Here is a 25,717-nt window from a genome sequence, read left to right as displayed (position 1 = left end):
TCGATCAGCTTAAGCGGTCTCGGCCCGCTTCACCATCGCGTCGGTGAACCGCTCGAACAGGTAGGCGCTGTCCTGCGGGCCGGGGCTCGCCTCCGGGTGATACTGCACGGAGAAGACCGGGCGGCCGTCCATGCGGATCCCGCAGTTCGACCCGTCGAAGAGGGAGACGTGCGTCTCCTTCACGCCAAGCGGCAGGGTCTGGCTGTCCACCGTAAAGCCATGGTTCATCGAGGTGATCTCGACCTTGCCGGTCTCGAGATCCTTCACCGGGTGGTTGGCGCCGTGGTGCCCGTGGTTCATCTTGATGGTCCGCGCGCCAAGCGCGAGCGCCAGCATCTGGTGGCCGAGGCAGATGCCAAAGACCGGCATCTCGGAGCGGTCGAGCACTTCCTTGATCATCGGGACGGCGTAGGCACCCGTGGCGGCCGGGTCGCCCGGGCCGTTGGACAGGAACAGCCCGTCGGGGGCGAGCGCCAGCACGTCGTCCGCCGTGGCGGACGCCGGAAGAACGGTCACGTCACAGCCGGTGGAGGCGAGGTTGCGCAGGATGTTGCGCTTGGCGCCGTAGTCGATCGCGACGACCTTGTGCCGTGGGTTGGTCAGCGTGCCGAAGCCGTTCGGCCACGCCCACTTCGTCTGGTCCCAGCGGTAGGATTGCGCACAGGTCACGTCCTTGGCGAGGTCGAGTCCGGTCAGACCGTTGAACGACCGCGCGGCCTTCACCAGCGCATCGATGTCGAAGTTGCCATCCGGGTCATGCGCGAGCGCGACATGTGGCGCGCCCTGCTGGCGGATCGCCCGAGTCAGCCGGCGGGTGTCGACGCCGCCGATCCCGATCCGGCCGCGCCGTTCGAGCCACGGTGTCAGCGACTCGGCCGCGCGCCAGTTCGAGGGCTCCGTCGGGTCCCACTTGACCACCATGCCCTCGGCCACCGGGTCCGCGGTTTCGTCATCTTCCGGGTTCACGCCGACGTTGCCGATGTGGGGGAAGGTGAAGGTCACGACCTGCCCGGCGTAGGAGGGATCGGTCATGATCTCCTGGTAGCCCGTCATCGCGGTGTTGAAGCAGAGTTCGGCGGTCGTCAGGCCAATCGCCCCGAAGCCTTTGCCGAAGAACAGCGTGCCGTCGGCGAGGGCGAGGCAGGCGGTGGGACGTGTCATCGTTTCGCTCATCGTTCCAACCTTCCATGCTGCCGGCAAATCGTTGGTCTCGTAGGACTGTCGGAACGTGCCGTCAAGGCCGCGCCGCGGTTGTCTCCCGCGACGGTGAAGAGTAAAGTGCGGGGCTTGAGACGCGCGCACTCACGCGCTTCACGAAGGATTAGGAACATATGGATATGCGTAGCCGGATCAGCGCGGCTCTGAAGGACGCAATGCGTTCGAAAGAGGCCGAGCGGCTTTCCACTCTCCGGCTGATCACCGCCGCCATAAAGGATCGCGAGATCGCCCTGCGCACGGGGGAGGAAAACGCCCCCGCCGTGGTTGGCAACGAGGAAGTGCTCGGCATCCTCGGCAAGATGGTCAAGCAGCGCAACGAAAGTGCCCGCGCTTACGAGGAAGGGGGTCGTCTCGACCTCGCCGAGCGCGAACAACAGGAAGCCCGCGTGATCGAGGAATTCCTCCCCCGCCAGTTGAGCGAGGAGGAGGCGGACGCCGCCATCACCTCCGCGATCGACGAAACGGGCGCCGAGAGCATCCGCGACATGGGCAAGGTCATGGGCGCGCTGAAATCGCGCTATACCGGCCAGATGGATTTCGGCAAAGTCGGTCCCCGCGTGAAAGAGCGGCTCGGCTAGGGCCGGGCGCGCCGCCGATGACGGGTCAACGATGACGGCGCAGGGACCGAAGTTCGTGATGGTCCGCTCCGTCGCCGACACGGGGCGCATGAAGTTCACCAGGCTTCGCGAGGCGCTTGGCGATCGCCTCCTGGTCGTGCCCGCCCGTCACTCCGACCTCAAACGCTGGGTTGCAGCCGATCGGGCGCGCAAGGGGCTGGTGCCCGGTCCGCCCGAGCCGCACCACTTCGCGGAGGCCGAGGGTAACGTGCTGCGCAAGGTCGCGCAGTACCCGATGCTCGGCCGGCTCGACTGGCTGCGCCAAGCCTACCACGCCAGCAAGGCACGGCACGCGCAACTCGCCGAAGCGCGCCTGCGCGAGATCTGGAAGACGTGGCCGGACGCGATTGCGCTGGTCCATAACGGCTTCAACTTGCCCGACAGTGCGCTGGCCGATGTCGCGGGGCCGGGCCGCCGCATTTTCCTCGAGAACGGCTACTTCCGGGGAACGGTCCAGGCCGACCCGCAGGGCATCAACGCCGACAATACGCTGCCGCGCGATCCGGATTTCTACCGCGCCTACCAGCCGGACGAGCGACCTCTGGACCTCGTCCCCTCGGTGCGGGTGAGCAAGCACGGGAAGGATGAGGTCGACGCGCTGCCCGGCACATACGTCTTCGTGCCGTTCCAGGTCGAAAGCGACAGTCAGATCACCCGGCAATCGCCGTGGATTGCGGACATGATGGCGTTTCATGCGGAGCTTGCCCGTCTGGCCGATCGCCTGCCCGCTCTAACTTTCGTGGTGAAGGAACATCCCAACACGCGGCGTCTGGTGAAGCCGCGGGTCACGCCGCATCCGCGCGTCCTGTTCCGCAACGGGGCCGACACGGCGGCGCTCATCGCGGGCGCGTCTAGGGTGATGACGATCAACTCGACCGTCGGGATCGAGGCGCTCGCCGTTGGCAAGCCGGTGCTGGTCCTCGGGGAGGCCTGTTACGGGATCGAAGGTCTGGTGCAGCGGGCTGGCAGTTCGGACGCCACTGCCGCGGCGCTGGGAAAGCCGCCGCCCGATCCTGACGTCGACCTCCGGCAGCGGTTCCTGCACTATCTCTACTATCATTTCCTGCTGCGCGACGACGGCGTACCCGACGGACGCGATGCCGAAGAGGTTCTGCGCGAGGTCCTCGCCCGGTCAGCCTGAAAGACGGCGCGACTGGTCCGGCCCGCACGGGTCGGGACGCAGCACGCCCCGTTGGATCAGACCGGGTTCCGTGTCATCGCGCGCCGCAACTCGGGGTAGAGGGCCTTCCGTTCTTCCGGCGTGAGGAACGCCCCGATCTCCACTTCCCGGCCCGCGCCGCGAAGGGTGATGTAGGTTTCCACCGGTCCGCCGTCTTCGTGCAGGCAGACCTCAACCCAGTACGGGTTCGCTTCCCAGTCCTGCCGGGGGCCGCGCGGATTGCGCCGGGTCAGGGTGACGCGGTCGGGCCAGACGAGCAGCGTCTCCAGCACGCTGCCGTCGCTGTAGCTCCGCTCGATCGCCCACCAAAGCCCGGCGATCGCCGCGACGATGAACGGCAGTAGCCCCCAGAGTACGGGCGAGCCGACGACGGCCAGAAGCGGCAGCGAGACGAGCGCGACCGTGATGCCGATGAAAATCACCATCCCCCGGCGCGGCAGGGACCGGTACGGCCAGAGCTGAAGCTCGGCCCGGGGTGCGTCCGTGGCACCGGGAGGAGAGGTCCATTCGTAGGGCATGAGCCGATCTGTGCCAATCCAGCCAAGACTCGGTCTCTCGCCGTCGAAGTCAAGACCGGGGGCCTTGCGCCGCACCCCTGGCGCACCCAGATGCTTGCCGCGCGTCCCCTTGCGCCGGGTGGTCCGGCCTGCGTCGGGACGCGGTGAGGTCACTTGAATGTCCATCTTCGAAATCGACCGTCGCGCGCCTGTCCGGGCCGGGGCAGAGGTCGTGGTCGCCGCGCCCCGTGCGGCAGTCTGGTCCGTCCTGTCCGATATCCCGGCCTGGCCCCTGTGGTGCCCGGGGGTGGAGGGCGTCTGGATCGAATCCGAGGTCGCGCAGGGGACCCAGTTCGACCTGATGATCGGCGGGCAGCAGATCCGTGCGCGCCTCGCCACGGTTGAGCCGGAGTCGTCGCTCGGCTGGCGCGGCAACGGCGTGACCCGGCAGGAACGCGTGCTGTGGTCGCTCTCCGACGTGGCTGGCGGCACGCGTGTGCAGGTCGAGGCATCGGTCGGGGGGCTGTGGCCCCGGATTTGGCGCACGGCGGTCCATCGCGAGCTGTCCCGCATGGTGGAAGGCTGGTGCCAGAACCTCGCCTCGGAATCAGTGCCAACCGCCTCGGGCTGCGCCGCCTGACAAGAAAAAAAGGCCCCGGATCGCCTCCGGGGCCTTTGTCATTCCTGGTTAAGGATCGCGCTTAGTGCGCGTGGCCCTTGTCCCAGTCGCTCTGCTTGGGGAGCGTTTCGAACGTGTGCTCCGGCGGCGGCGACGTCAGCGTCCACTCCAGCGTGTCGGCCCACTCGTTCCACGGGTTGTTCGCGGTCGAGTTCTTCGGTGCCAGCAGCGTCTTGAACAGCACGACGATGAAGAACACGAAGGACGCGAAGGCGATGAAGGCACCGATCGAGGACACAAGGTTCCAGGTCGCGAAAGCTTCCGGGTAGTCGATGTAGCGGCGGGGCATGCCCTGACGGCCGAGGAAGTGCTGCGGGAAGAACGTCAGGTTGGCGCCGAGGAACATCGCCCAGAAGTGGATCTTGCCAAGCGTCTCGGGGATCATCCGGCCCGCCATCTTCGGCAGGTAGAAGTAGATCCCGGCGAAGATGCCGAACACGGCGCCCAGCGACATCACGTAGTGGAAGTGTGCGACCACGTAGTAGGTGTCATGGTAGGCACGGTCGACACCGGCCTGCGACAGCACCACGCCGGTGACGCCGCCCACGGTGAACAGGAACAGGAAGCCGAAGGCCCAGAGCATTGGCGTCCGGAATTCCACCGAGCCGCCCCACATCGTCGCGATCCAGGAGAAGACCTTCACGCCCGTCGGGACGGCGATGACCATAGTGGCCATCATGAAGTAGCTCTGCTGGGTCAGCGACATGCCCACGGTGTACATGTGGTGCGCCCACACGACGAAGCCGAGCGCGCCGATCGCGACCATCGCGTAGACCATCGGCAGGTAGCCGAAGATCGGCTTCTTGGAGAAGGTCGCCACGACATGGGAGATGATGCCGAACGCCGGCACGATGATGATGTAGACCTCGGGGTGACCGAAGAACCACAGGATGTGCTGGTAGAGGATCGGGTCACCGCCACCGGCCGGCTGGAAGAAGCTCGTTCCGAAGTTGCGGTCGGTCAGCAGCATGGTGATCGCGCCGGCGAGCACGGGCAGCGCCAGCAGGATGAGCCAGGCGGTGACGAAGATCGACCAGGCGAACAGCGGCACCTTGTGCAGCGTCATGCCGGGCGCGCGCATGTTCAGGAAGGTGGTGATCATGTTGACCGCACCGAGGATCGACGAAGCGCCGGAGACGTGGACCGCGAAGATCGCGAAGTCCATGGACATGCCGGTTTCCGACGTCGAGAGCGGCGGATACAGGACCCAGCCCACGCCAGAGCCGAGCTGACCGTCGCCACCGGGCGTCAGCAGCGAGACGAGGCCGAGGCAGACACCGGTGACATAAAGCCAGAAGGACAGGTTGTTAAGCCGCGGGAACGACATGTCCGGCGCGCCGATCTGCAGCGGCATCAGGTAGTTGCCGAAGCCGCCGAACAGCGCCGGAATGACGACGAAGAACATCATCAGCACGCCGTGGTACGTGATCATCACGTTCCAGAGGTGGCCGTTCGGGGTACAGTCACCCGGATCGGCGGGCCAGAACCGCGCGCCTTCGAGGCACATGTACTGCACGCCGGGATGCATCAGCTCCATGCGCATGTAGACCGTGAAGAGCACGGCGATAAGACCGACCAAGCCCGACACGAACAGGTAGAGGATGCCGATGTCCTTGTGGTTCGTGGACATGAACCAGCGCGTGAAGAAACTCCTGTTGTCCTCGTGCCCGTGTCCGTGAAGCGTAGCGTCTGCCATTAGGCTGTCTCCGATGGTCTCGTTACCGGGGAGCGACGGAGCAGAGTCGTCCCTGTCTTTGGACCCGCTTTCTAAGGCCTCGGACGTGCTTGGGCAACTGCGGGAACGCGTCCATCGACGGTCATTTTGGCGCAGGCATACGGAACAGGTGAAAAAGAAGGGGTATGAAATAGGCCGCCGGACGCTCGAGACCCCTCAATCCCAAGCATCCGGCTAAGCCGTCCCCTCAGCGATCTGGCGGCCGCAGGTCCGTTTCCGGTCGCAGGCTGCACCTGATCGCCGGGGCGAACCTAATGCGACAAATCTGGCCAAAACTTGATCCAGATCAAATTTCGCGAAAAAAATGCTGAGAGTTGGAATTTTTTAGGGGTCACGGTGTCACTTGCCAGTTCGGGCGACACCTGTCTCATTGAAGCAAAAGGTATTTTTGATGAAACGGATCGCTCTCGGGCTTTGCCTCCTTGCGTCGCCGGCGGCGCCGGACACCGTTGCGGAGCGGATGGACTCGCCCGGAACGCACGTCTCCGCTTCGCTCGAAGTGCCGTTTGAGGCGCTTCGACTGCTGATCGAACAGGACATCCGCCCCGTTTACGAAGGCCGGGAGCAGAACCCGTCCAACAGCCTGCGTGACGACCGCATCGATTGGTCGGCGGAGGTGACGGATCTCTCGGTCGGGCCGACGCAGGACAAGGGCTTCTACGTATCCGCCGTGATCCAGGGCGAAGCCGAGATGCGTGGCCGTCTGGCGGGAATCATGATGAGCGAGACGATCGACCTCGAAGTGCGGGCGGAGGTTCGCAGCCGTCCGGTCTTTCGTCCCGACTGGACGATCGCGCTCGACGCGACGGGGCGGGCCCGCATCCGAGAAGCTGAGATCGGCTTCCTCGGGCTCGGCATCGACATCGGCGAAACGCTGCAACCCGACCTCGACCGCGCTTTCGCCCGAGGACTCGAGGAGCGGGCGGAGGCCGTCGCTGGCCGGCCCGTCCTGAGGGGCGCACTTCTGAACCTTTGGCGTGACGCTTGCCGCGAGGTGCCGTCGCTGGGCGGGCAGGCGCGCTTCCGCCCCACGGCCATCGCCACCACGCAGCCGACCTTCGGCCCCGGCGGCATCCGGTTCACCGTCGTCGTGTCGACGGAGCTGGAAATGACGCCTGAGGAGGAGGCCTCGGCCTGTCCGCCCATGCCGGACCGGCTGGAGCTGCTCGCGGCGCAATAGGTCGCGTCAGCCCATCACCTCGGCGAATGTCTTCTTCAGGGCGACGTCGACGTCTTCCATCGTCACCGGCAGGCCGAGATCGACGAGACTGGTCACGCCGTGTTCGCTGATTCCGCAGGGCACGATGCCGCTGAAATGGTCGAGATCCGGTTCGACATTGATCGAAATGCCGTGAAACGACACCCACTTGCGGAGCCTGATGCCGAGCGCGGCGATCTTGTCCTCGGGCGGCTGACCGGTGGCCGTCAGGGGCCGGTCCTTGCGGACGACCCAGACACCGACCCGGCCCTCGCGACGCTCGCCGGTGACGTTGAACTCTGCCAGCGTGGCGATGATCCACGATTCGAGCTGCCGGACGAACTGGCGCACGTCGCGGCCCCGTTTCGTGAGGTCGAGCATGACGTAGGCCACGCGCTGGCCGGGGCCGTGATAGGTATATTGTCCGCCACGCTTCGTCGGGTAGACCGGGAACCGGTCGGGATCGGTCAGATCATCGGCGCGCGCCGATGTGCCGGCGGTATAGAGCGGAGGGTGTTCCAGCAGCCAGATCGCCTCGCCCGCCTCGCCGGCGGCGATGGCATTCGCGCGGGCTTCCATCTCGGCCTCGGCGATCTCGTAAGGGACGAGGCCGGGAGAGGTGAGCCATTCGACCATCTCAGCGACGTTCCAGCAGGCCGGCGTTCCTGAGGGCCGGCAGGTTCGTGCGGCTCGCGGGGACCGTCGCACCGTCAGTGAGCGTCAGGATTGCCCGGTCGCCAGAGCGGCGCACGGCCCGAACCGCGTCGGTCGCGACCCAGTGGGACCGGTGGACCTGAAGCCCCTCGGTCTGTCCCGTCTCACGGATCGCATCGGCCAGTCGCATGAGCAGCAGTTCCTCTCCCCGGTTCGTGCGGACCCTCACATAATGGTCCTCCGCGGAAAGCGACAGAAGCTGGCCGCGTTTTTCAAGCGGCAGGCGCGACAGGATCAATGGGCCGTCCTGCGTGCTGCCAGCTTTGTGGTCGGTGTCCGACGACAGGTAGACCGACACTGCAGTGACCGCGATGGAGATCGCGACGACGGACAGGGTGAAGCGGGCGCTCTCCGCGAAGGTCGGCACGTCCATTCCAAGGAGCACAAGGTTGACAGCGGCGACGACCAGAGTGACGGCAAGGCCGGTCGCGAGGCCGATGAGCGCGACGCGCGCGGGCCTGGCCAACCGCGACAGGCGCGGGGCCAGCAGCGTACCGCAGAACACGCCGGTCGCGTAGGTCGCGGCGACGACGCCGGCCCAGTAGGCCAGACGCCCGGCAACCGGGTATTGCCCGGTTTCGAACGGTCCGCTGATTCCGAGGATCACGGCGACCCCGACCATCCCGATCAGGGTCTTCGGCTGCGACAGATGCTCCCGCACTTCGCGAAGCGCCAGTGACGGACCGGGGTGATTCACGACGTCTCGCCTTTCGTTCGCGCAAGCGCGGTTGCGGGGCCGGAGCGGCATTCGCCAGCAAGGTGCCAATCCAAAGCTCGCCCGACAAGGAGGCAAGACATGACCCTGACACCTCTCCTCGCTGCTCCGCCCGCGATCCAGATCCATGTGTCCGCAGCGCTGCTGGCGATCGCCCTCGGGCCGCTGGCGCTATTCCGACGCAGTCGGGACGGGCTTCACATGACGGCGGGCGCGGCATGGGTCGCGTCGATGGCGACGCTCGCGATCTCGGGCTTTTTCATCAACGGGCTTGCCGTGATCGGTCCCTTCGGCCCGATCCACCTGCTGTCGATCCTGGTCCTCGGCGGTCTTGTCGACGCGATCCGCCACCTGATCGCCGGGCGGGGCAGAGAGCACGGACGTGCGATGAAATCCCTTTATTTCCAGGCGCTCGGCATCGGTGGGCTCTTCACCGTGCTGCCCGGCCGCACCATGTCACGCGTCCTTTTCGGCGAGGCGACGTGGCTCGGCTGGGTGGTGATCGCGACCGGTCTGACACTCGTCATGCTGACGTGGTGGCGCAGTGGCAAAATAGGGCTTCACATCCGCCGACCGAGTCGGTAGAGAACCGCGCACCAAGCCAAGGCAGTGCGGTCGTGGCGGAATTGGTAGACGCGCAGCGTTGAGGTCGCTGTGGGGTAACTCCCGTGGAAGTTCGAGTCTTCTCGACCGCACCATTCTTCTCCTTCGAGAGCGGATAGTCCAAGCCCGACAGGGGCTTGCGGCCGCGTGCCGTTCGGCGAGGTGATCCCATGAAGCGCGCGCTCCGCAAGTATGGCTACTACAGCAGGTCCATAGTGACGCTGCTGACCGGTCTGCGCGCGCCGCTGTCCACCATCGCCCTGTTTCTGGTCCCGTCGCGCGTGGTGCCGACCACGATCACACTGCGCCGCACCGGGCTTTCTTTTGAAGTGCGCGAACCGATGGATGCATGGGTGGTCAAGGAGACCTGCCTCGACCGCGACTACTTCCGCGACTTCGCGGAGCCGGCGCCGGACTGGAGGATCCTCGATATCGGGGCGGGGCTGGGCGATTTCACTGTCCTTGCCGCATCGCTCGCGCCCGATGGCGTGGTCCACGCATACGAACCCTTCGCGGACTCCTTCGCTCTGCTTGGCCGCAATCTGCGCCGCAACGGCATCACGACCGCGACAATCCATAACGAAGCCGCTGCCGCCCGTGACGGCACGCGCGCCTTGTTGCCGGGCCGGGCGCGCGCCGGGATGCAGGTCTTCGGCCCCGGCGAGGGCATCGAAGCGACGAGCCTTGCACGGATCCTCGACAGGCTACCGGGCAGGCGTTGCGATTTCATGAAGATCGACTGTGAAGGCGGAGAGTTCGACCTGATCCTGAATGGGGCGGATCAGCTCCACCGTGTCGACCGTATTGCGCTGGAATACCACGAGGCGCTCACCAACCACACAAGCGATGAGCTGATCGCGTGCCTGAGGTCAGAGGGGTTCGTGGTGCGCCGCGCCAGGAATCCCGTTCACGCAAACACCGGCTTCCTGTTTGCGGAGCGGCCTTAAGCGGTCAGGCTGTCTAGCAGCCGGTCGAGCATCCGGTCGCAGGCGGCGAGCTGACTTTCCTCGATGAACTCATCGGCGATGTGCCCTTGCGCCATGTCGCCGGGTCCACAGACCAGGGTCGGGACGCCGATGGCGTCGAAATGGCCAGCCTCCGTGCCATAACCGACTTTGGTCGTCACAGGATCGTCCATAAGGTTCGCCAACTCCGCGACCGCGGGGTGGGATGGCGCGACATCGAGGCCGGGATAGGCGTTTACCTTGTCGATGTTGATCCGATCGCCGCCGATCCGGCGCGCCGCCTGCGCCAGCCGGTCTTCGAGCCGTAGCAGGTCGTCGGCGGGCAAGTGGCGGATCTCGTAGTCGAGCGTGCAGAGGTCGGGCACGATGTTCAACGCCGTGCCGCCTGCCATCCGGCCCGCATGGACGGTGGAGAAGGCGATATCGTAGGCCTCGTCCCGAGCGCCGGAGGTGGTGAGGTGGTCCTGAAGGGCGCGCAGTTCGCCGAGAAAGTCCGCGCCAAGGTGAAGCGCATTGGTGAAATCCGGGGCGCGGGCGGAATGTCCGGCGGTTCCGCGGCAGGAGGCGCGATAGGCGGCCTTGCCCTTGTGGCCGAGCGCGATCCGCATCGACGTCGGCTCACCCACGATACAGAGGCGCGGCCGGCCGACGGTCGTCTCTAGCGTTCCGATCATGTCGGCAATGCCGCGGCAGCCGACTTCTTCGTCGTAGGAGATCGACAGGAGCAGCGGCTCGCGCAAGTCACGGTCCGCCGCCTTGGCGGCGACACGCAGCATGGCGGCCAGGAAGCCCTTCATGTCCGTCGCGCCGCGCCCGTACAGGCGACCGTCCCGCGCGGTCAGCCGGAAGGGATCACCATGCCACGTCTGGCCGTCGACCGGCACGACATCGCTATGTGCCGAGAGCATGACGCCCCGTCGGTCGCCCGGTCCGATCCGCGCGAAGAGACCGGCCTTTTGCCCGCTGCTGTCCGGCAGCCGCCAGGTGGTCGCACCGCAGTCGGCGAGGTAGCCCTCAGCCCAGTCGATCAGCGGCAGATTGCTGTCAGCGCTGACCGTCGGAAAGCCAACCAGCCGGGCGAGGAGGTCTGTCGTCGTCATGGAGCGCTCTCCTTGTCGGCCGGGGCTCGTCAGAACTTGAGTCCCGGCGTCAGGGACGGGGTCAGGGTGTCGCGGCAATGGTCGATCAGCGCCCGGACTGTCAAAAGGTTGCCGGTGCTCGGCATCATCACAAGCCCCATCTGCGTCGGTCGTGTTTCGCCTTCGAGCGGGACGAAGCGCAGTTTCTTGCCGTCCGCCGCCCGTTCTGACGCGTGGCGTATGTTGGCGATCGAGTAGCCGAACCCGTTCGCGACCATCGACTTCATCACTTCCATGTCGCGCGTGCGCTCAACCACGTTCGGCGTCACGCCGGCGTTGGCGAAGAAGGACAGGAAGTAAGGGGCGGAGTGCGGCAGGTCGAGCAGCACCATGGGGTAGGGGGCAAGTTCGGTCGCATCAACGCTGCGCCGGTTGGCGAGCTCGTGATTGTCCGGCAGCAGCGCGTAGGGCGGCAGGTGGAACAGCGGCACGAACTCGAGGTCGTCGGGGATGTCGAGGTCGTAGGTCAGCGCGATGTCGAGCTCGGCATTGCGAAGGCCGGCGAACAGTGCCTGCTGATCCCGTTCGAACTGGCGAAACTCCACCTCCGGATAACGGGCGCAGAAGCTGCGTCGCAAATGCGGCAGCACGATCTGCGCGAAAGTGAGCAGGCAGCCAACGTCGAGCGGCCCCCGGACCTGCCCTCGGATCTCACCCGCGAGCCGGTTCATGGCTTCGGCCTCTGCGATCACGGTTTTGGCCTGTTCTAGGAACCGCCGCCCGGCCTGACTGAGGGTGAGGCCATGCGCATGGCGCCGTGCGAACAATTGCAGGCCGAACTCTTCTTCGAGCTGGGCGATCGCAGCAGAGATCGATGGGGACGACACGTTCACCTTTTCGGCCGCCCGCGCGATGGAGCCGGACTCGCCAACCGCCACGAGATATTCGAGCTGTCGCAGGGTGAAGCGTAGGGGCATCCGAAGTCTCTGATCCTCGTTCGTCGGACGTCGTCAGGTTGGGCGCCTTCGGACAGGACGGCGGGCTATTCGTCGCCCGGCACGCCGTAGGACGGGGCGTCGCGCGGGTCGATCGCGCGCTGCACATAGGCGTCGAGCTGCGGCTTGTAGACGTCCCACGCCCGCGTGACGGAGGCGATCGGATCTTCTTCCGTCCAGTCGCAGCGCAGTTCGGCTACGGGCCAGGCGACCCTGTCGACGATGAGCAGGCCGGCGGAATGAACCGGGCCGGCCTCGCCACCCGCCTTCTGTCCGGCCTGAAGGGCCACAACCAGCCGGTCGCCGATGTGCCCGGTACTGGCGAGAAATGCGTCGACCATCTGTTGTGGCACATCGCCTGTTGCCAGCAGGTTGCCACCAGCGGCGACGTCGGTCGCCTGAGCCTCGCTCCAGGTGCCGAGCGCGCGCGGTCCCGAATGGATCGCGGTCCGGCCCTGCCCGTCGACGGCGAGCAACTGGCGATATTCCATGAAGTCCGTCTCCGCGGTTATCCGGGCAAGGGCCTCCGGTGCGGACAGCCCCGACTTCAGGAGGTCCAGCATCTTCGGTCCCAAAGTGGGGTCGGTCACGTTCTGGGACGCGACCGCGCCGACGCCCGCTCGCGCGTAAGAACAGCGCGCGGCGACGGCGGGCGACGAGGAGGAGATTGCCATCCCGAACATGCCGGACTCCGAACAGCGGGCGACGAGGGAGAATGTCATGTGCCTGCCTCCTCAGTCCGGGATAACGGCGGTGCCGTCGATCTCGACCAGCCACTCCGGCCGGGCGAGGGCCTGCACGACGAGGCCTGTCGATACGGGATGCACACCTTTGATATATTCGCCCATGGTGCGGTAGACGGCCTCCCGGTGGCGGACGTCGGTGATGTAGACGACGACCTTCACCAGATGCTCCATCGATCCGCCGGCCTCTTCCAGCAGTTGCCGGATGTTCTGCATCACCTTGTGCGTCTGCTCGACCGGGTCGTGGCTGTCGATGGATTTCGCGGTGTCGAGGTCTTGCGGGCACTGGCCGCGCAACCAGACCGTGCTGCCGCCGCGCGTCACGACGGCCTGACAGAGATCATTGTCGAGGCTCTGCTCGGGGTAGGTGTCCCGCGTGTTGAATTTGCGGATGCGGGTGTGGGCCATCTGGCGCTCCGTCTTGAGGGTGGGTCAGGCGTTTTCGGCCGTGGTCGCCTTCAGCGGGGCGAGGGCCATGTAGGTACGCTGTTTCGAGATGTGGTCGGCGACATAACCGGCATCGTACCACACGCCCCAGATGAAGGCAGAGCCGCGCCGCGTCTGCCAAGGGAGGCCAAGGAAGTAGATGCCGGGCTCTTCCGAGATGCCGCGCGTGTGGCGGGGCCTTCCCTCCTCGTCGAACGTGTCGACCTTCAGCCAGCTGTAGTCGAGACGGTAGCCGGTCGCCCAGATGATAGAGGTGATCCCTTCCGCCGCAAGGTCGAGCGACAGGATCGGGTTCGTCACGCAGGGTGGGTCGGGGTCGATGCGCCGCGCTTCCGGCTCCTCGGGAAGGTCCAGCCCGTTGCGCTCGGCGAAGGCGTCGGCCTCGTCCAGAACGGCGAGGTAATTGGCGTCGCCCTTCGCGATGTTTGCGGCCAGGTCGGGCGCGAAGGTGAGCGTGCCGTCTGCCCAGCCGTCCGTCCGCCCGACCAGCGTCACGCCCTGCGCGGCGAGGCGGCGGAAGTCGACGGTGTGGCCACCGTCTACACCGCTGACCGCGATCGTCACATGCTCCGCCCCCGGCGTCGCTTCGGCGTCCCACTTGTTCAGCACACCAAGCCACCAGACGAAATCCTTCCCGCGATAGCTGCGAGGCGGCCGGTCGTGCGGCCCGACCGACAGGTGAACTCTGCGGCCCGAGTGCGCCAGTTCCTCCGCGATCTGCACGCCCGACGCTCCCGCGCCGACAACGAGCACGCCCCCGTCGGGCAGAGCCCCGGGGTTGCGGTAGTCGGCCGAGTGGAGCTGCGTGACGCCGGAGTCCGCCGGCACGATGTCGGGGATGACCGGCACCTGAAACGGGCCAGTCGCGGCGACGACGTGGTTCGCCTCGATCACGCCCTCCGACGTGGTGACGCGAAAGCCCGGCCGGCCATCGATCCGGCGAAGCTCGCGGACTTCGACGCCGGTCCGGACAGGGGCGGCGATCTTCTCGGCATAAGCGACGAAATAATCGGCGACGTCCTCTTTCGGGACGAAAGCACCGGGCGTGCCAGGAAATTCGAGCCCCGGAAAACGGTCGTGCCACGCTGGCCCGTTCGCGACGAGCGAGTCCCATCGACGGGTCCGCCAGCTTTCCGCGATGCGGTCACGCTCGAGGACAAGGTGCGGGATCCCATGGCGGTGCAGATGCTCGCTCATCGCGATCCCGGCCTGACCGCCGCCGACGACGAGCACGTCCACACTTTCGACCGACATGTACTTCTCCTCAATCTGGCGCGCTGTAGCGCGTGTAATCTTCACGAGCACTGTCTGCTGAAACTGACTTTGGAAAAAGGAGCGTCTCGCTGCCTTTAGATTAAGCTGAGCCTAACTCAAGGCCATGCGAGACAGCAGGCAAAGCCCGACCAGCTGCCGCATTTGGCCCTCCGATTTCACAGATAGAACCACATTCGCGCCCACATTCACTGTGAAACAGTCTGTTGAGCGCGGCTTATTTCGCCGCACGACACTGGGCTGGGCAAGACGATGACTTACAGATTCGACAGGTTCGAACGGCAGGGCGCGAGCGCCGCGCGGGAATTTTCCCCGGGCGCGACGAAGCCACTGAAGCTGATCGTCCAGATCCCCTGTTACAACGAAGAAGCGACGCTGCCTTCCGTCATCGCCGGTATCCCTCGTGAGATCGAGGGCATCGCGACCGTCGAAATCCAGGTCATCGACGATGGCTCAACCGATGCGACGGTCGAAGTCGCCCGCCGGCTCGGCGTGGAGCATATCCTTGTCCAGAAGGGCAACAAGGGCCTCGCCCGCACTTTTCAGGCCGGGATCGACAACGCCCTGAATGCGGGGGCCGACATCATCGTCAATACCGATGGCGACAACCAATATTGCGGCAGCTCGATCCCCGACCTTGTACGTCCGGTGGTCGAGGGGCAGGCCGATATCGTCCTCGGCGACCGACGTCCGGGGGAGAACCGGGACTTTTCGCGTGGCAAGCGGGCGCTCCAGAAGCTCGGCAGCCGCGTCGTGCGCAACCTTGCCGAGATCGAGGTGCCCGACGCCGTGACCGGCTTCCGCGCCTACAGTCGTGAAGCCGCTCTGTCGATCAACGTGATGACGCGCTTCTCCTACACGGTCGAAACCCTGATCCACGCCGGCCAGCGCGGGCTGACTGTCGCCTCGGTGCCGGTTCGGGTGAACGCCGCGACCCGTCCGTCGCGGCTCTTCAAATCCACGAAGCAGTTCATGTCCCGACAGGTCGTCACCATGCTGCGCAGCTGCGTGATGTATCGCCCGCTGCGCACCTTCATGAGCGTCGGCCTTGTGATGGCAGCGCTCGGCGCCCTGCCGATCCTGCGCTTTCTCTATTTCTTCGCCATCGGGCAGGGGGACGGCCACGTGCAGTCACTCGTGCTTGGCGGTGTCCTGTTGCTTGCCGGTTATATCACCATCGTCATCGCGTTCCTGAGCGACACGATCGCCACGAACCGCCGCCTGACGGAGGAGTTGCTGATCCGCATGCGCCGCCTCGACCCGGCCGGCGTGTCGACAGATGTGCAGATCGCGAGCGAGTCTGATGCTGAGCGCTGACCTCGATCGCCCCCGCGTCGCCGCGGTGTCTCCGGTCGTCGCGGTCTCGCTGATCGGCGCATTGCTCGGGGCGCTCGCCTATGCCGTCGTGGCAGTCATGGTCGGCGCGATGGACCAGCAGAATTTCGGCATTCACATCTACGACCAGGCGTGGCTCGCGCTGCTCGACGGGCATCTCGACCTGCCGGCGCGGGTGATCCGGCTGGAAGGCCACTACACGTCCGACGGCACCGCGCAATTCTACCATGGGCTGGCACCACTTATCACGCGGGCGCTGTTCGCCCCCTTCGTCGATCTCGACACCACCTCGCTGGCCGGGCCGTCGATCTGGCTCTGGGCTTCTGTCGGCACGGCGCTTTGGCACGCAACCTTCCTCAAGGTCGCCGCATGGGCATGGCCCCAGTCTGGCCGTGGCGCGCCGGTCCTTGCCGGTATCCTCGCGGCGGCGATCTGGCTCTGCGGACCGGGGCTGATCCTCGTTTCCAACCATTCCTTCTACCACGAACCTATCGCGCTCGCTTTCGCCATCAGCGCCGGGGTCGCGTTCCTCTGGGTGCGCGCTGCCCTCGACGGCGGATCGCTGACGCGCGCGCTCGTCTGGATTGCCCTGCTCGCCGCACTGAGCCTGCACGCCCGTCCCAACGTCGCGATCGGGCTCTACCTCGCCACGAGCCTCGCAGCCGGCTGGTCCCTGCTGAAAGAGCGTCGTGCCGCTCTGCGTTCGGCGCTTCTCGCGATGATGATCCTGTTCGCCAGCGGCCTCTCCTATCTAGAGCTGAACAATGCCCGCTTCGGACAGGAGGGGCAGGCCCACGGCACGTTCGAAGACGGCGCGGTGCAGTATGGTTCGACCTACTGGGGCTGGGAAACGCCCGACATGGCACGTCCCCAGACCTTCATAGAGCACGGCCGCTTCAACGTTGGCCGTATCCTGCCGAACCTGCTGGTCTACACGGCGATGCCCTCCGAAATCCTGTTCCCCGGCGCATTCGAAACGCTGCGGCGGGCGCATGGTGAGACCATGACTGACCGGGTCGGATACGTGCGGATCGAGTATCCGGGCGGGGGATTGCTGTCTCTCTGGACGATCTGGGTCGCGGTCGCCGTGTTCGGCATCGGCGCGCTGCGGAGCTACGGGCGTCCGGTGGCCGGGCTGTTGATCGGCACGGTTGCTACAGTCGGTCTCACATTGGCCTATGCGACCATCACGCTCCGCTATCACGTGGACCTGTGGCCTTTCCTCGCGGTACTTTCGGTCGTCGGCATTGCCGCTCTGACGCCTCGGGTCGCGACCGGAGGATTGTCCTCGACCGGACGTATCCTGATGATCGGCCTGCTGGTCGCGGGCTTCGTTACGAACGAGCGGACCGCGCGCGCCTATCGGGCGCAGTTCCCGGAGCGGGCCGAGACGTTCTTCGCCCCGTGGTCAGAGGAGTACTGCCACGGGCTTGCCGAGACCAAGGGCTTCTCGCCCCAACGAGTCGACGAAATCTGTCGGCCGCCAAGAAACGATTGAACGAGGACGAGCAGATGACGACAGCAACATTCGCCAAAGCCGGCTACATCCGCCTGGCCCGCATCTACGGCGGTCTGACCGACCTGACCGGGATCGCCGACTGGCTCGATCGCAAACGCGAGCAATCGCGGATCGCCCACTGGGCGCGCAGCCTCGCTGCCATCCATGATATTGACGGTCTCGTGGCGCTGGATGTTCCCTGGTGGAGCTACAAGGCCATCGATGAGGTCGACGCCTTCCTCGCCGCCCGCCCCGGTGCGCGCGTGTTCGAGTACGGCTCGGGGGCGAGTACGGTCTGGCTTGCCCGCCGTGCCGGTTCCGTCACCAGCGTGGAGCATCACGCCGGCTGGCACGGGTTGGTCAGTGGTCGTCTCTCCGGCGTCGATGGACTTGCCCCGGTCGAGTTGCGCCTGGTGGAGCCGGACGCCGAGGCGTCGGTCGACCCGATCTACATTTCCGAGAAATCAGGTGAGGCCGGCACCAGCTTCGAGGCCTATGCCAGCGCGATCGGCGCCGACGGCCAGACATACGACGTGATCGTCATCGACGGCCGCGCCCGAGCGGCTTGTCTGCGGCACGCGGCGGACCACCTGGCCCCCGGTGGCATGATCGTCTTCGACAACACCGGCCGCGCGCGCTATCGCCGTGCCATCGCGGCCAGCGGCCTGGCCTCGCGCGTGCTGCGGGGCCTTACGCCGTCACTGCCCTACCCGGACGAGACGACGCTGCTGACCCGGAACGACTGATGCCCCGCGGCCTCGCGTCTATGAAACGGTTCGCGCGCCCGGCTGGTTACGTCGTCGTCGCTGCTGCGCTCTGGTTCCTTGCGCGGCAATTCGCGGAAGACTGGCCGACCATCGCGGCTTGGCGGCCGGGACCGGCAGTCGTCGGAGCGTTCATCACGCTGGGCGTCGTCTACGGCGCGGTGCTGTTCCTGCTGGCCGAAAGCTGGCACCGCATCGTCGGACTGTTCGGGGCCGAGGGGCGGCAGCGGACCTATCGCTCCTACACCGCGACGCAGATCGCCCGCTACATTCCGGGCAACGTCATGCACATCGTCGGACGGGCGCTCTGGCTGCGGGGCGGTCGCCTGACGGACGGGGCCATTGCTCGCGCGACAGGGCTGGAGCTTCTGGTCACGCCGGTCGGGGCCGTAGTCGCGCTCGCTCTGATGCTGCCGTTCGCTCGGCTCGAGGGGTTGCCGCTGCTCGACGGGGCGCGGCCCCTGATCGCCGTTGGATCGGTTGCGCTGATCGGTGGGCTGCTGCTTATGAGCCGTATCGGCCCGGTCGCGAAGCGGTTCGCCGCGCTGACCGCACCGGTGCTGCTCGCGACCGGTTTCATGCTGCTCCTCGGCCTGATCTTCGCGATGATCGTGAATCTTGTCGGCAGCGCTCCGGTGCTGCTGGCGGCCGCGGTCGCACTGACCGGGTGGATCGTCGGCTACGCGACGCCAGGGGCACCGGGTGGCCTTGGCTCGCGAGAGGCCGTGGTCGTTGCGCTGCTCGGCGCGATCGGGGCGGGTGAGAGCGCGGTGCTGATCGCAATCCTGTTCCGGCTGGTCACAACCCTGGGTGAACTGACCTGCTTCGCGACCGGCGCGCTGGTCTGGCGCCGCCTGAGACCCGCCGCGCCGGCACTCGCCGGGTAGACGGCCGGGCAGGGTGGTCCTGCCCGGCGCCTTGCCTCACTCTGTCGGGGGGCACGTGTTGATCGGCGCGGCGCGGGCGATGGGGAAGCAGGCTTCCCACTCTTCCGTGCGCGGTGGCCATGGGGTCAGGAACTCGGGGCTTTCCTCATATTGAAGAACGCCGAGCGCCTGCAGGTCCTTCACGCGACCGTCCAGATATTCCTTGAGAATGGTTCCCTTGCCGTCCTCGACCGTGGCGACCCACACGTCGTTCACGACCTGACGGGCGCCGCGCTGGATCGTGCGGAACTGGACCTCGGCGGCGATGCGGCCGGTCTCTGTGTCGATGTAGAAGGCATCCGCCGGGAAGTAGAAGCTGGTGTCGGTCGCCTGTCCGCAGAACAGCTCGAGATCGGCGAGCATCGCGTCGAGCCCTTCGATCGAGGTGGTCGGGTAGGAGAACTGTACGCCGGCGTCGAAAGACCGCTCCATGTAGCTGGCGTCACAGGTCGCCCAGGCTGCGGCGAAGTCGAACATGACGTCCTGCATCGCGGCCCGGTCGCTGCCCGGCTCTTCGACCTGTCCGTCGAAATCGACGTTCGGACGCACTTCTTCGGCGGAGAGACAGGTCGCGCCGGCGAGGAGGAGGGCGGTCAGCCCCGGAAGTCTGGAATGGATCATGGTTGGCCCCTGTTGTTTCACGGGGCCGACAATCACCGCAAATCCGGGCCCATGTCCCGGGATCAGGCGACGTCAGGCGGAAATAGCCTCAAGGGGTTGCCGTGCGGCCTCAACCTGCTCGAAGCGGATGCTGAAGGTGGTGCCGAGGCCGACTTCGCTCTCTACCTTGAGGGTGCCTTGATGCGCCTCGACGATGGACTTCACGATGCTGAGGCCGAGCCCGGTGCCGCCGCGCTCCCGCTCGTTGGACGAGTCGACCTGGTAGAACCGTTCGAACAGCTTGCCGATCGAATCCTTCGGGATGCCGCGCCCGAAGTCCTGCACACTGATTTCGGCGGTACCTTCGTCGGACCGGACATTCACCACGACCGTGCCGTGCGTGTTGGAGAACTTGGAGGCATTGGACAGCAGGTTGGTCATGACCTGGCTGAGACGCTTCTCGTCAGCGAAGATCCAGACGTTCTCATCCAGTTTGCCGGCCTCGATACGGACGCCGAAGGTTTCGGCGAAGCTCTGGTTCGCGGCGACACACTGGCGGATGAACGGGGCGAGGGCCAGTTGTTCGAAATTGTAGCTCATCTTGCCGGCGCGGAACTTCTCGGCGTCGAGCAGGTCGCTCACCAGTTGGATCAGGTGATTGCAGTTGCGCTCCGCCAGCGTGAGCATGCGCCGGAAGCGTTCCGGCACCTCGCCGACGGCGTTGCCGTTGATGAGGGAAATCGCGCCCTTGATCGACGACAGCGGGGTGCGGAGCTCGTGGTTGATGACCGAGATGAACTGCGACTTGGCGACGTTGGCTGCCTGCGCTTCGGCCAGCAGGCTCTCCTTCTCCCGCAGCGTCCGGCGCGACTGCACGCTGTCGAGCCCGAAGACCACGACCAGAAGTAGCACCGACAGGGCCATCGCGATGCCGATGATGGAGTTGAGCTCGGCGATCTGCAGCAGGGTTTCCCGCCAGCCCTTGGTTTCCTGGCTCGTCGCCTCGAGCACGTCGAGCGACATGTCCCGCATCGGCACGTTGAACCTGCGGATCTCTTCAAGGATGCCGACCACGAGGTCCCGGTCGGCCGGGTCGAACATGTTGGGAAGATTTACGACACGCTCCTCGAGGAACTGAAGCGCTTCGTAAAGCGTGGTGTAATCATCGGTTTCGACGTTCATCGCGCGAAGCTTGCGACCGACCTCGCCGAAGCGCACGGTGTCGACGCGGCTCCAGAGAATGTCGAAGCGCAGGTTCACCTCGTCGGCGTTATTCTGCCCCAGGACGTAGGAGGACACGGACTGCTCGAACCGCAGAAGGTCGAATTCCACACCTGTCACGAACCAGACGGGCCCTGTCGGGCTCTGCGCCCCGAGCGACTCCATCCGGCCGCGCAGCGTCCCGAGGCTCGCGGCGGAAAAGAGCAGCCCCAGGATGAGCACCATGAAGAGGACCCATCTGAAACGGATCAATTTCGCGATCATGGCGTGACGATGGTGTCCAGCTGCCAGATCAGTCGGGCATTGTAGATCGAGTCATTGAGTTCGGGATGATCGGAGAAGGGATACATCACCCACAGTGGCCCCTTCTCGCGGACCGACATGTGGTGACCGTCGAGCCGGGTCGCGACGATGACGTCGTAATTGATCGCGTCACCCATCGGAATTTCCACGGAATAATCGTTGATTGCGACGAGTGAAAGCTGTTCGTCCTCTCCGACTCCCTCGACCAGATCGCGCAGAAGGGGACCGCTGAACGACGACGGCGAATCGATGTAGGGGTTCATCGTGACATACTCGACCTGCGGCAGCGCCTCGAGGTCGTCGATCGTGTATTCGACCTGCTCGCCGGTGGCGCTCTCCACCGTCAGAAGGGTGTCTTGCGCCATTGCCGTAGAGGCCATGCCCGCGACGAACGCGCCGAGGACGATGCTTATCAATTTCATGCCTGCTCTCCCATTCTGGGTTTTGCTTTTTCGGCGCCTTTAATGCCCGTTTAGAAACAGACCGACGCTGAAAAACCCATAGTTGAACAATGTGGCGGCAAAATGCCCCAAAGTGGTCTAAAAGTTAATGTGCGGCACGTTTTGACCGTAAATTATTCGTATCAGTTGAACCTACGCGAAGTTGTCTGGCCGAATGACTCACCGGATGGACCCCTCGATTTCGTTCAAAGTTATGGGGTAATTTTGTCATTTCTGTAGCAGCCCCTCCGAATTTCGACCCAAGCAAATCAACCCTAGGTTGTTTATGAGCTATTAACAAATTTCTTAACGGCTCCCAACTTTTGCCCGAATTCGGGGTCAGCTTGGTCTTGAGGCGCAGAAGGGCACGGCTCATCCGATATTCGGGGCTCAGCGCTGAAAACCGACGCAAGGACAATAATATGCGAATTCTGGCCGTTGATGATGATCCGATCATCCTCGAACTGCTCGGAGAGTTGATCGGTTCGATCGGCGAACACACCCTGCAAACGGCTGAATCGGGAGCGGAGGCCCTCGAGCTCATCGGCGACGGTGATGAGTTCGACTGCTTTCTCCTCGACATCCAGATGCCCCGCATGGACGGCATCGAACTTTGCCGCGAGATCCGGAGCCGGGACGAGTATCGCAAGTCGCCGATCCTGATGATCACCGCGATGTCGGAGAAGCGCTACATCGACGCCGCCTTCGGGGCTGGCGCTACGGATTACCTCAACAAGCCGTTCGAGATGAACGAAGTGCGTGCGCGGCTCGGCCTCGTCGCGGGCCTCGTCAACGAGCGGCGCCGCGTGACCTCCAAGCTGTTCGCGACCGAACGGGCCCGCGACCTTACTGAAGAACATGCCGGTGCGCCGCTGCACGAGCCGTTCGACATCCGCGACGTCGATGGCGTGATCGAGTTCCAGGCGCTGGAAAACTACGTCACCCAGCTGTCGCGCAAGGACCTGTTCGGCTCCAGCGTCTTCGGCTTCTCCATCCGCGAGATCGAGGAACTGTACGAGAACCTGTCGGTCTTCGACTTCCAGTGCATGATCGTCGACGTCTCAGAGGCGCTGTCGGACTGCATGAAGCCGCACCAGTTCCTGATCTCCTACGTCGGCAACGGTACGTTCGTCTGCGTGACTGAAGGGGGCTGGTCGCCCGACCTGAAGAAGTTCCTCGACTACGTGCACCGCACGATCCGCGAGATGGAGCTTCACCTCAGCAACGGCGAACCGCTGAATGTCCGCGTCGCGCCCGGCAAGGTGATCCGTCTGACGTGGCATGCGGGCGAGCGTGCGATCTCCGCCCTCGCCGAAGCTCACGAAACGGCAGAGCAGGCCGCACGCGAAGCGGTTCAGCGCAAGCCGACGGGGGTTTGGTATCTGGACCGTAGCGCATGAACGACCTAGGCCCCGACTCGCCTGCCATGCAGCGGGTGCGAGCCGCGTTCCTGCGGGTGCATGTTGATCGTCATGATCGTCTCGAGGAACTGAACCTCAGGCTCTCGTCCAAGCGCGCCACCTCAGAAGATGTACGCGAGGCCGAGGACATCCTCCACAAGATCGCCGGTGCAGCCGGCACGCTTGGGCTACGTGAGCTCGGCGATGCCGCGCGCGACGTGGAGATCCTGTTCCTCGAAGCGCGCGAAGCCGGTTTCGGGGACGCAGGGACATTGTCCCGTGCGCTCGAATGGTTCCTGAACCTGTCGATCACTCACTGCGACGCGGCCTGAGCCGGGTCGCTTGGGCGACGCCGCCTGAAGGCCGTGCGTCAGCCCATCACTTTGCGGAATTGTAGCAGTCGCGGATCTGGTCGGCGAGAGTCATCGGATCGAACGGCTTCACGATCACTTCGATCGCGCCGCGCTCCCGAAGGCTCTGGACTTCGTTCGGCTGGGCACGGGCGGTCATGAAGATCGCCGGTGTCGTCTCGAACCCCGGCAGCAGGCGTAGCTCGGTCAGCAGTTGCTCGCCGCTCATCCCCGGCATCATCACGTCCATCAGCAACAGGTCCGGCGCGAAATCCGACGCACACTGAAGCGCGTCGGGACCGCTTGCGCATTGCTTCACTTCAAACTCCGGATCGAGTTCGAGCGAGAGTTTTGCGATCTCGCGGATGTCGTCGTCGTCCTCAACGTGAAGAATGCGAATTGTCATTATGCCCGTCCTCGGCTGAATCGGTCCGCTATCTGTTGCCGACCAGCAATGTGTTTGGCAACTCTGCGGTCTTGGCAGGCTCTAGCGTGAAACTGACCGTAGTGCCGAGACCTTCCTGACTTTCGAGGTCGATTGTGCCGCCGTGATGCTCAACAATCGCTTTCACGATGCTCAGGCCGAGGCCGGAGCCGCGCAGGCCCTGGGGTTCGGAATGGCCGCCTTGTTGGAAACGTTCGAAGATCCGGTTGAGGGCGGTTTTCGGTATGCCCACGCCGCTGTCGCGCACCGCAATGCTGAAATGCCGGCCCTGCCGTGACAGCGTCGCGACGATCTCGCCGCCTGGGCGGGAGAATTTGGCGGCGTTGGACAGCAGGTTGTTCATCACCTGCAGCATACGGTCCATGTCGAACGACGCGATGCTCGGGTGGTCGACTCCTTCGAGCCGGATGGTCACATCGAAGCGGGCTGCGAAGGATTCATTCGCCTCCACCGCTTCCCATAGCAGGTCGCGCAGATCGTGGGGCTTCATGTTGAAGTCCATGCGCCCGGCCGCGATCTTCTCGAGGTCGAGGATGTCGTTGACGATCAGGATCAGCCGATTGGCGTTGCGATGCGCGATCTCGACGAGCTGGCGGGATTTCTCCGGCATCTCGCCCGTCGCGCCGGACAGCACCAGGCCCATGGCGCCCTTGATCGATGTCAGGGGCGAGCGGAGTTCGTGGCTCACTGTCGAGATGAAGTCGCTCTTCGCCTTGTCGACTTCCTCCTGGTAGGAGAGATCGCGCAGCAGCGCGATGATCCGCGGCTCGCCCGAGGTCGGCACGAACATCTGGATGGTGGCCCGGAATGGGCGGTCGTGCATCCGCGTTTCGTAGTAGAGATGGCTCGCCTCACCCCGACGGAGCCGGTTGATGATGACAGCGAGTTCCCGACGGTCGAAGTCGAACTCGATGTCCGACATGTACTTCTGCTTGTAGGTCTCTTCGTCCCAACCGAAGAGCTCCATCGCGCTGTCGTTCAGGTAGAGCACCCGTGACGAATATGCGCCGATCATCACAACGTGGTCGGTCAGGTGCCGCAATGCAGTGATGAGGTCCTGCGAGACCGCGGCTTCCTTCACTTCGGTGATGTCGGTGCGGATGCCGATCGTGCCCTTCAGCTTGCCGTCTTCGCCAAGCCGCGGGCGGATTGTCGTCTGTGTCCAGCGTATACTGCCGTCCTTGCAGCGCAGCCGCGTCTCGCCAGTCCAGCTCGATCCCGCGAGAAGCGCCTCGACGATCTCGGCGTGCTGGTGGTGATCCTCTTCGACGTAGATGGAGCAGGTCGGTCGTCCGATCAGCTCGGTTCGGGTGTAGCCGGTCGTCTCCAGGAAGCGATCATTGATGTAACTGATACATAGGTTTTCGTCGCCGACGAGAACGATCGTATGATCGTTGAATGCCTCGACCTGATGGGTGAGATCGCGTTCCGTTTCCGTCCGGCTGCGCTGCATGGCGTCCTTGCGGTAGCGGGCGACGAAAATTCCGGCTGCAATGGCGAAGATCGATGCGCCATACCAATAGGTCCCGTTGGCGATCGACGCCGGCTCGGCGACATTTGCCAGCGCCGGCGAGGCCGACAAGATTGCGACCGGGCTAATGGCCCGCGCGTATCTGGTGAGCTTGCGACTCATCCCATCTCCATCTCGCAGCCAACGGACCGAAATGGCCTCAGAAGGTGGGCGGCGAACATATAATTGCCTGGCTGCCCCTTGGCTTGAAATATGGGTAATTGCCCACTTGGGTTTCAGTTTGCTCGAAAAAGGTCGGATATGAGGC

27 protein-coding genes and 1 tRNA gene are annotated in these 25,717 nt (G+C 64.9%); 13 read left to right on the top strand and 15 right to left on the bottom strand.

The features are described 5' to 3' along the window. Nucleotides 1–9: 9 nt before the first annotated feature. Nucleotides 10–1,161: a glutamine-hydrolyzing carbamoyl-phosphate synthase small subunit gene (gene carA, locus I8N54_RS14830; RefSeq protein WP_197097625.1), complete on the bottom strand. Its 1,152-nt coding sequence runs from the start codon at nt 1,159–1,161 to the stop codon at nt 10–12. A 170-nt stretch (nt 1,162–1,331) separates the two neighbouring features. On the opposite strand from carA, the gene I8N54_RS14825 reads away from it, so the two are divergent. Then, complete coding sequence (locus tag I8N54_RS14825; RefSeq protein ID WP_140195872.1) at nt 1,332–1,796, top strand: GatB/YqeY domain-containing protein; 465 nt, start codon at nt 1,332–1,334, stop codon at nt 1,794–1,796. 31 nt (nt 1,797–1,827) lie between these two features. Continuing rightward, nucleotides 1,828–2,976 carry a capsular polysaccharide export protein, LipB/KpsS family gene (locus I8N54_RS14820; protein ID WP_140195870.1) on the top strand — a complete coding sequence of 383 codons (1,149 nt, stop codon included), beginning with the start codon at nt 1,828–1,830 and terminating at the stop codon, nt 2,974–2,976. A gap of 56 nt (nt 2,977–3,032) precedes the next feature. Here the strand turns inward: I8N54_RS14820 and I8N54_RS14815 are convergent, their stop codons facing one another. Then, the gene (locus I8N54_RS14815) at nt 3,033–3,533 is read right to left on the bottom strand and encodes a DUF2244 domain-containing protein (protein WP_140195868.1); all 501 of its coding nucleotides are present in this window, start codon (nt 3,531–3,533) and stop codon (nt 3,033–3,035) included. Nucleotides 3,534–3,690: 157 nt separating this feature from the next. Between I8N54_RS14815 and I8N54_RS14810 the strand changes: the two genes are divergently transcribed. Beyond that, entirely contained in the window at nt 3,691–4,152 is a 462-nt protein-coding gene (locus tag I8N54_RS14810; RefSeq protein WP_140195866.1) for an SRPBCC family protein, read from the top strand. Between the two features lie 61 nt (nt 4,153–4,213). Here the strand turns inward: I8N54_RS14810 and ctaD are convergent, their stop codons facing one another. Then, nucleotides 4,214–5,887, bottom strand: coding sequence for a cytochrome c oxidase subunit I (gene ctaD / locus I8N54_RS14805; RefSeq protein ID WP_140195865.1), 1,674 nt, complete (start codon nt 5,885–5,887; stop codon nt 4,214–4,216). Between the two features lie 430 nt (nt 5,888–6,317). Here ctaD and I8N54_RS14800 point away from each other — a divergent pair, with 430 nt between their 5' ends. Continuing rightward, on the top strand, nt 6,318–7,106 hold the full coding sequence (locus I8N54_RS14800) for a DUF4403 family protein (RefSeq protein ID WP_140195863.1): 789 nt from the start codon (nt 6,318–6,320) through the stop codon (nt 7,104–7,106). Between the two features lie 6 nt (nt 7,107–7,112). Here I8N54_RS14800 and lipB read toward each other — a convergent pair whose 3' ends face one another. Together lipB and I8N54_RS14790 are read right to left on the bottom strand one after the other, a co-directional pair. Continuing rightward, nucleotides 7,113–7,760 (bottom strand): lipoyl(octanoyl) transferase LipB, encoded by a 648-nt coding sequence (gene lipB, locus I8N54_RS14795; RefSeq protein WP_140195861.1) that lies wholly within the window; start codon nt 7,758–7,760, stop codon nt 7,113–7,115. A 1-nt stretch (nt 7,761) separates the two neighbouring features. After that, nucleotides 7,762–8,535: a LytTR family DNA-binding domain-containing protein gene (locus I8N54_RS14790; RefSeq protein WP_197097624.1), complete on the bottom strand. Its 774-nt coding sequence runs from the start codon at nt 8,533–8,535 to the stop codon at nt 7,762–7,764. Between the two features lie 99 nt (nt 8,536–8,634). On the opposite strand from I8N54_RS14790, the gene I8N54_RS14785 reads away from it, so the two are divergent. From I8N54_RS14785 to I8N54_RS14775, 3 genes are all read left to right on the top strand, one after another. Beyond that, nucleotides 8,635–9,138, top strand: a complete 504-nt coding sequence (locus tag I8N54_RS14785; RefSeq protein ID WP_140195857.1) for a DUF2306 domain-containing protein — start codon at nt 8,635–8,637, stop codon at nt 9,136–9,138. A 26-nt stretch (nt 9,139–9,164) separates the two neighbouring features. Then, nucleotides 9,165–9,251, top strand: a tRNA-Leu gene (locus tag I8N54_RS14780). A gap of 75 nt (nt 9,252–9,326) precedes the next feature. Next, on the top strand, nt 9,327–10,103 hold the full coding sequence (locus tag I8N54_RS14775; protein ID WP_140195855.1) for an FkbM family methyltransferase: 777 nt from the start codon (nt 9,327–9,329) through the stop codon (nt 10,101–10,103). Here the strand turns inward: I8N54_RS14775 and argE are convergent. From argE to I8N54_RS14750, 5 genes are all read right to left on the bottom strand, one after another. Further along, complete coding sequence (gene argE / locus I8N54_RS14770; protein ID WP_140195853.1) at nt 10,100–11,221, bottom strand: acetylornithine deacetylase; 1,122 nt, start codon at nt 11,219–11,221, stop codon at nt 10,100–10,102. The genes I8N54_RS14775 and argE overlap by 4 nt on opposite strands. Before the next feature lie 29 nt (nt 11,222–11,250). Beyond that, entirely contained in the window at nt 11,251–12,177 is a 927-nt protein-coding gene (locus I8N54_RS14765; protein WP_140195851.1) for a LysR family transcriptional regulator, read from the bottom strand. 65 nt (nt 12,178–12,242) lie between these two features. Beyond that, a complete protein-coding gene (locus I8N54_RS14760; RefSeq protein ID WP_140195849.1) occupies nt 12,243–12,917 on the bottom strand; it encodes a DUF1028 domain-containing protein in 675 nt (224 codons plus the stop codon). 12 nt (nt 12,918–12,929) lie between these two features. Next, on the bottom strand, nt 12,930–13,346 hold the full coding sequence (locus I8N54_RS14755; protein ID WP_140195847.1) for a RidA family protein: 417 nt from the start codon (nt 13,344–13,346) through the stop codon (nt 12,930–12,932). A gap of 24 nt (nt 13,347–13,370) precedes the next feature. After that, entirely contained in the window at nt 13,371–14,639 is a 1,269-nt protein-coding gene (locus I8N54_RS14750; protein WP_140195845.1) for a flavin-containing monooxygenase, read from the bottom strand. A gap of 270 nt (nt 14,640–14,909) precedes the next feature. Between I8N54_RS14750 and I8N54_RS14745 the strand changes: the two genes are divergently transcribed. Genes I8N54_RS14745 through I8N54_RS14730 form a run of 4 tightly spaced genes read left to right on the top strand, consistent with a single transcriptional unit; the run spans nt 14,910 to nt 19,141 of the window. After that, complete coding sequence (locus I8N54_RS14745; protein ID WP_197097622.1) at nt 14,910–15,974, top strand: glycosyltransferase family 2 protein; 1,065 nt, start codon at nt 14,910–14,912, stop codon at nt 15,972–15,974. Further along, nucleotides 15,961–17,490, top strand: coding sequence for a hypothetical protein (locus I8N54_RS14740; protein WP_140195843.1), 1,530 nt, complete (start codon nt 15,961–15,963; stop codon nt 17,488–17,490). Before I8N54_RS14745 ends, I8N54_RS14740 begins: the two co-directional genes overlap by 14 nt. 14 nt (nt 17,491–17,504) lie before the next feature. Continuing rightward, complete coding sequence (locus tag I8N54_RS14735) at nt 17,505–18,236, top strand: class I SAM-dependent methyltransferase (RefSeq protein WP_140195841.1); 732 nt, start codon at nt 17,505–17,507, stop codon at nt 18,234–18,236. Between the two features lie 20 nt (nt 18,237–18,256). Further along, on the top strand, nt 18,257–19,141 hold the full coding sequence (locus I8N54_RS14730; RefSeq protein WP_140195839.1) for a hypothetical protein: 885 nt from the start codon (nt 18,257–18,259) through the stop codon (nt 19,139–19,141). Nucleotides 19,142–19,177: 36 nt separating this feature from the next. Here I8N54_RS14730 and I8N54_RS14725 read toward each other — a convergent pair whose 3' ends face one another. From I8N54_RS14725 to I8N54_RS14715, 3 genes are all read right to left on the bottom strand, one after another. After that, the gene (locus I8N54_RS14725) at nt 19,178–19,801 is read right to left on the bottom strand and encodes a nuclear transport factor 2 family protein (protein ID WP_140195838.1); all 624 of its coding nucleotides are present in this window, start codon (nt 19,799–19,801) and stop codon (nt 19,178–19,180) included. A gap of 72 nt (nt 19,802–19,873) precedes the next feature. Beyond that, entirely contained in the window at nt 19,874–21,226 is a 1,353-nt protein-coding gene (locus tag I8N54_RS14720) for a sensor histidine kinase (RefSeq protein ID WP_140195836.1), read from the bottom strand. A 35-nt stretch (nt 21,227–21,261) separates the two neighbouring features. Then, a complete protein-coding gene (locus tag I8N54_RS14715) occupies nt 21,262–21,726 on the bottom strand; it encodes a hypothetical protein (protein WP_140195834.1) in 465 nt (154 codons plus the stop codon). Between the two features lie 440 nt (nt 21,727–22,166). Between I8N54_RS14715 and I8N54_RS14710 the strand changes: the two genes are divergently transcribed. Both I8N54_RS14710 and I8N54_RS14705 read left to right on the top strand, forming a co-directional pair. Then, complete coding sequence (locus tag I8N54_RS14710; protein ID WP_140195832.1) at nt 22,167–23,144, top strand: response regulator; 978 nt, start codon at nt 22,167–22,169, stop codon at nt 23,142–23,144. Further along, nucleotides 23,141–23,476, top strand: a complete 336-nt coding sequence (locus I8N54_RS14705; RefSeq protein WP_140195830.1) for an Hpt domain-containing protein — start codon at nt 23,141–23,143, stop codon at nt 23,474–23,476. The genes I8N54_RS14710 and I8N54_RS14705 overlap by 4 nt, the downstream gene beginning before the upstream one ends. A 46-nt stretch (nt 23,477–23,522) precedes the next feature. Here the strand turns inward: I8N54_RS14705 and I8N54_RS14700 are convergent, their stop codons facing one another. Both I8N54_RS14700 and I8N54_RS14695 read right to left on the bottom strand, forming a co-directional pair. Further along, nucleotides 23,523–23,900: a response regulator gene (locus I8N54_RS14700; protein ID WP_140195827.1), complete on the bottom strand. Its 378-nt coding sequence runs from the start codon at nt 23,898–23,900 to the stop codon at nt 23,523–23,525. A 28-nt stretch (nt 23,901–23,928) separates the two neighbouring features. After that, complete coding sequence (locus tag I8N54_RS14695; RefSeq protein ID WP_140195826.1) at nt 23,929–25,572, bottom strand: ATP-binding protein; 1,644 nt, start codon at nt 25,570–25,572, stop codon at nt 23,929–23,931. Nucleotides 25,573–25,717 lie beyond the last annotated feature (145 nt).

Source organism: Pelagovum pacificum, assembly GCF_016134045.1.
Taxonomy (GTDB): Bacteria; Pseudomonadota; Alphaproteobacteria; order Rhodobacterales; family Rhodobacteraceae; genus Oceanicola; species Oceanicola pacificus_A.
The sequence above is the reverse complement of the archived record's forward strand: the minus strand, read 5'-3'. Positions and strand labels throughout refer to the sequence as shown.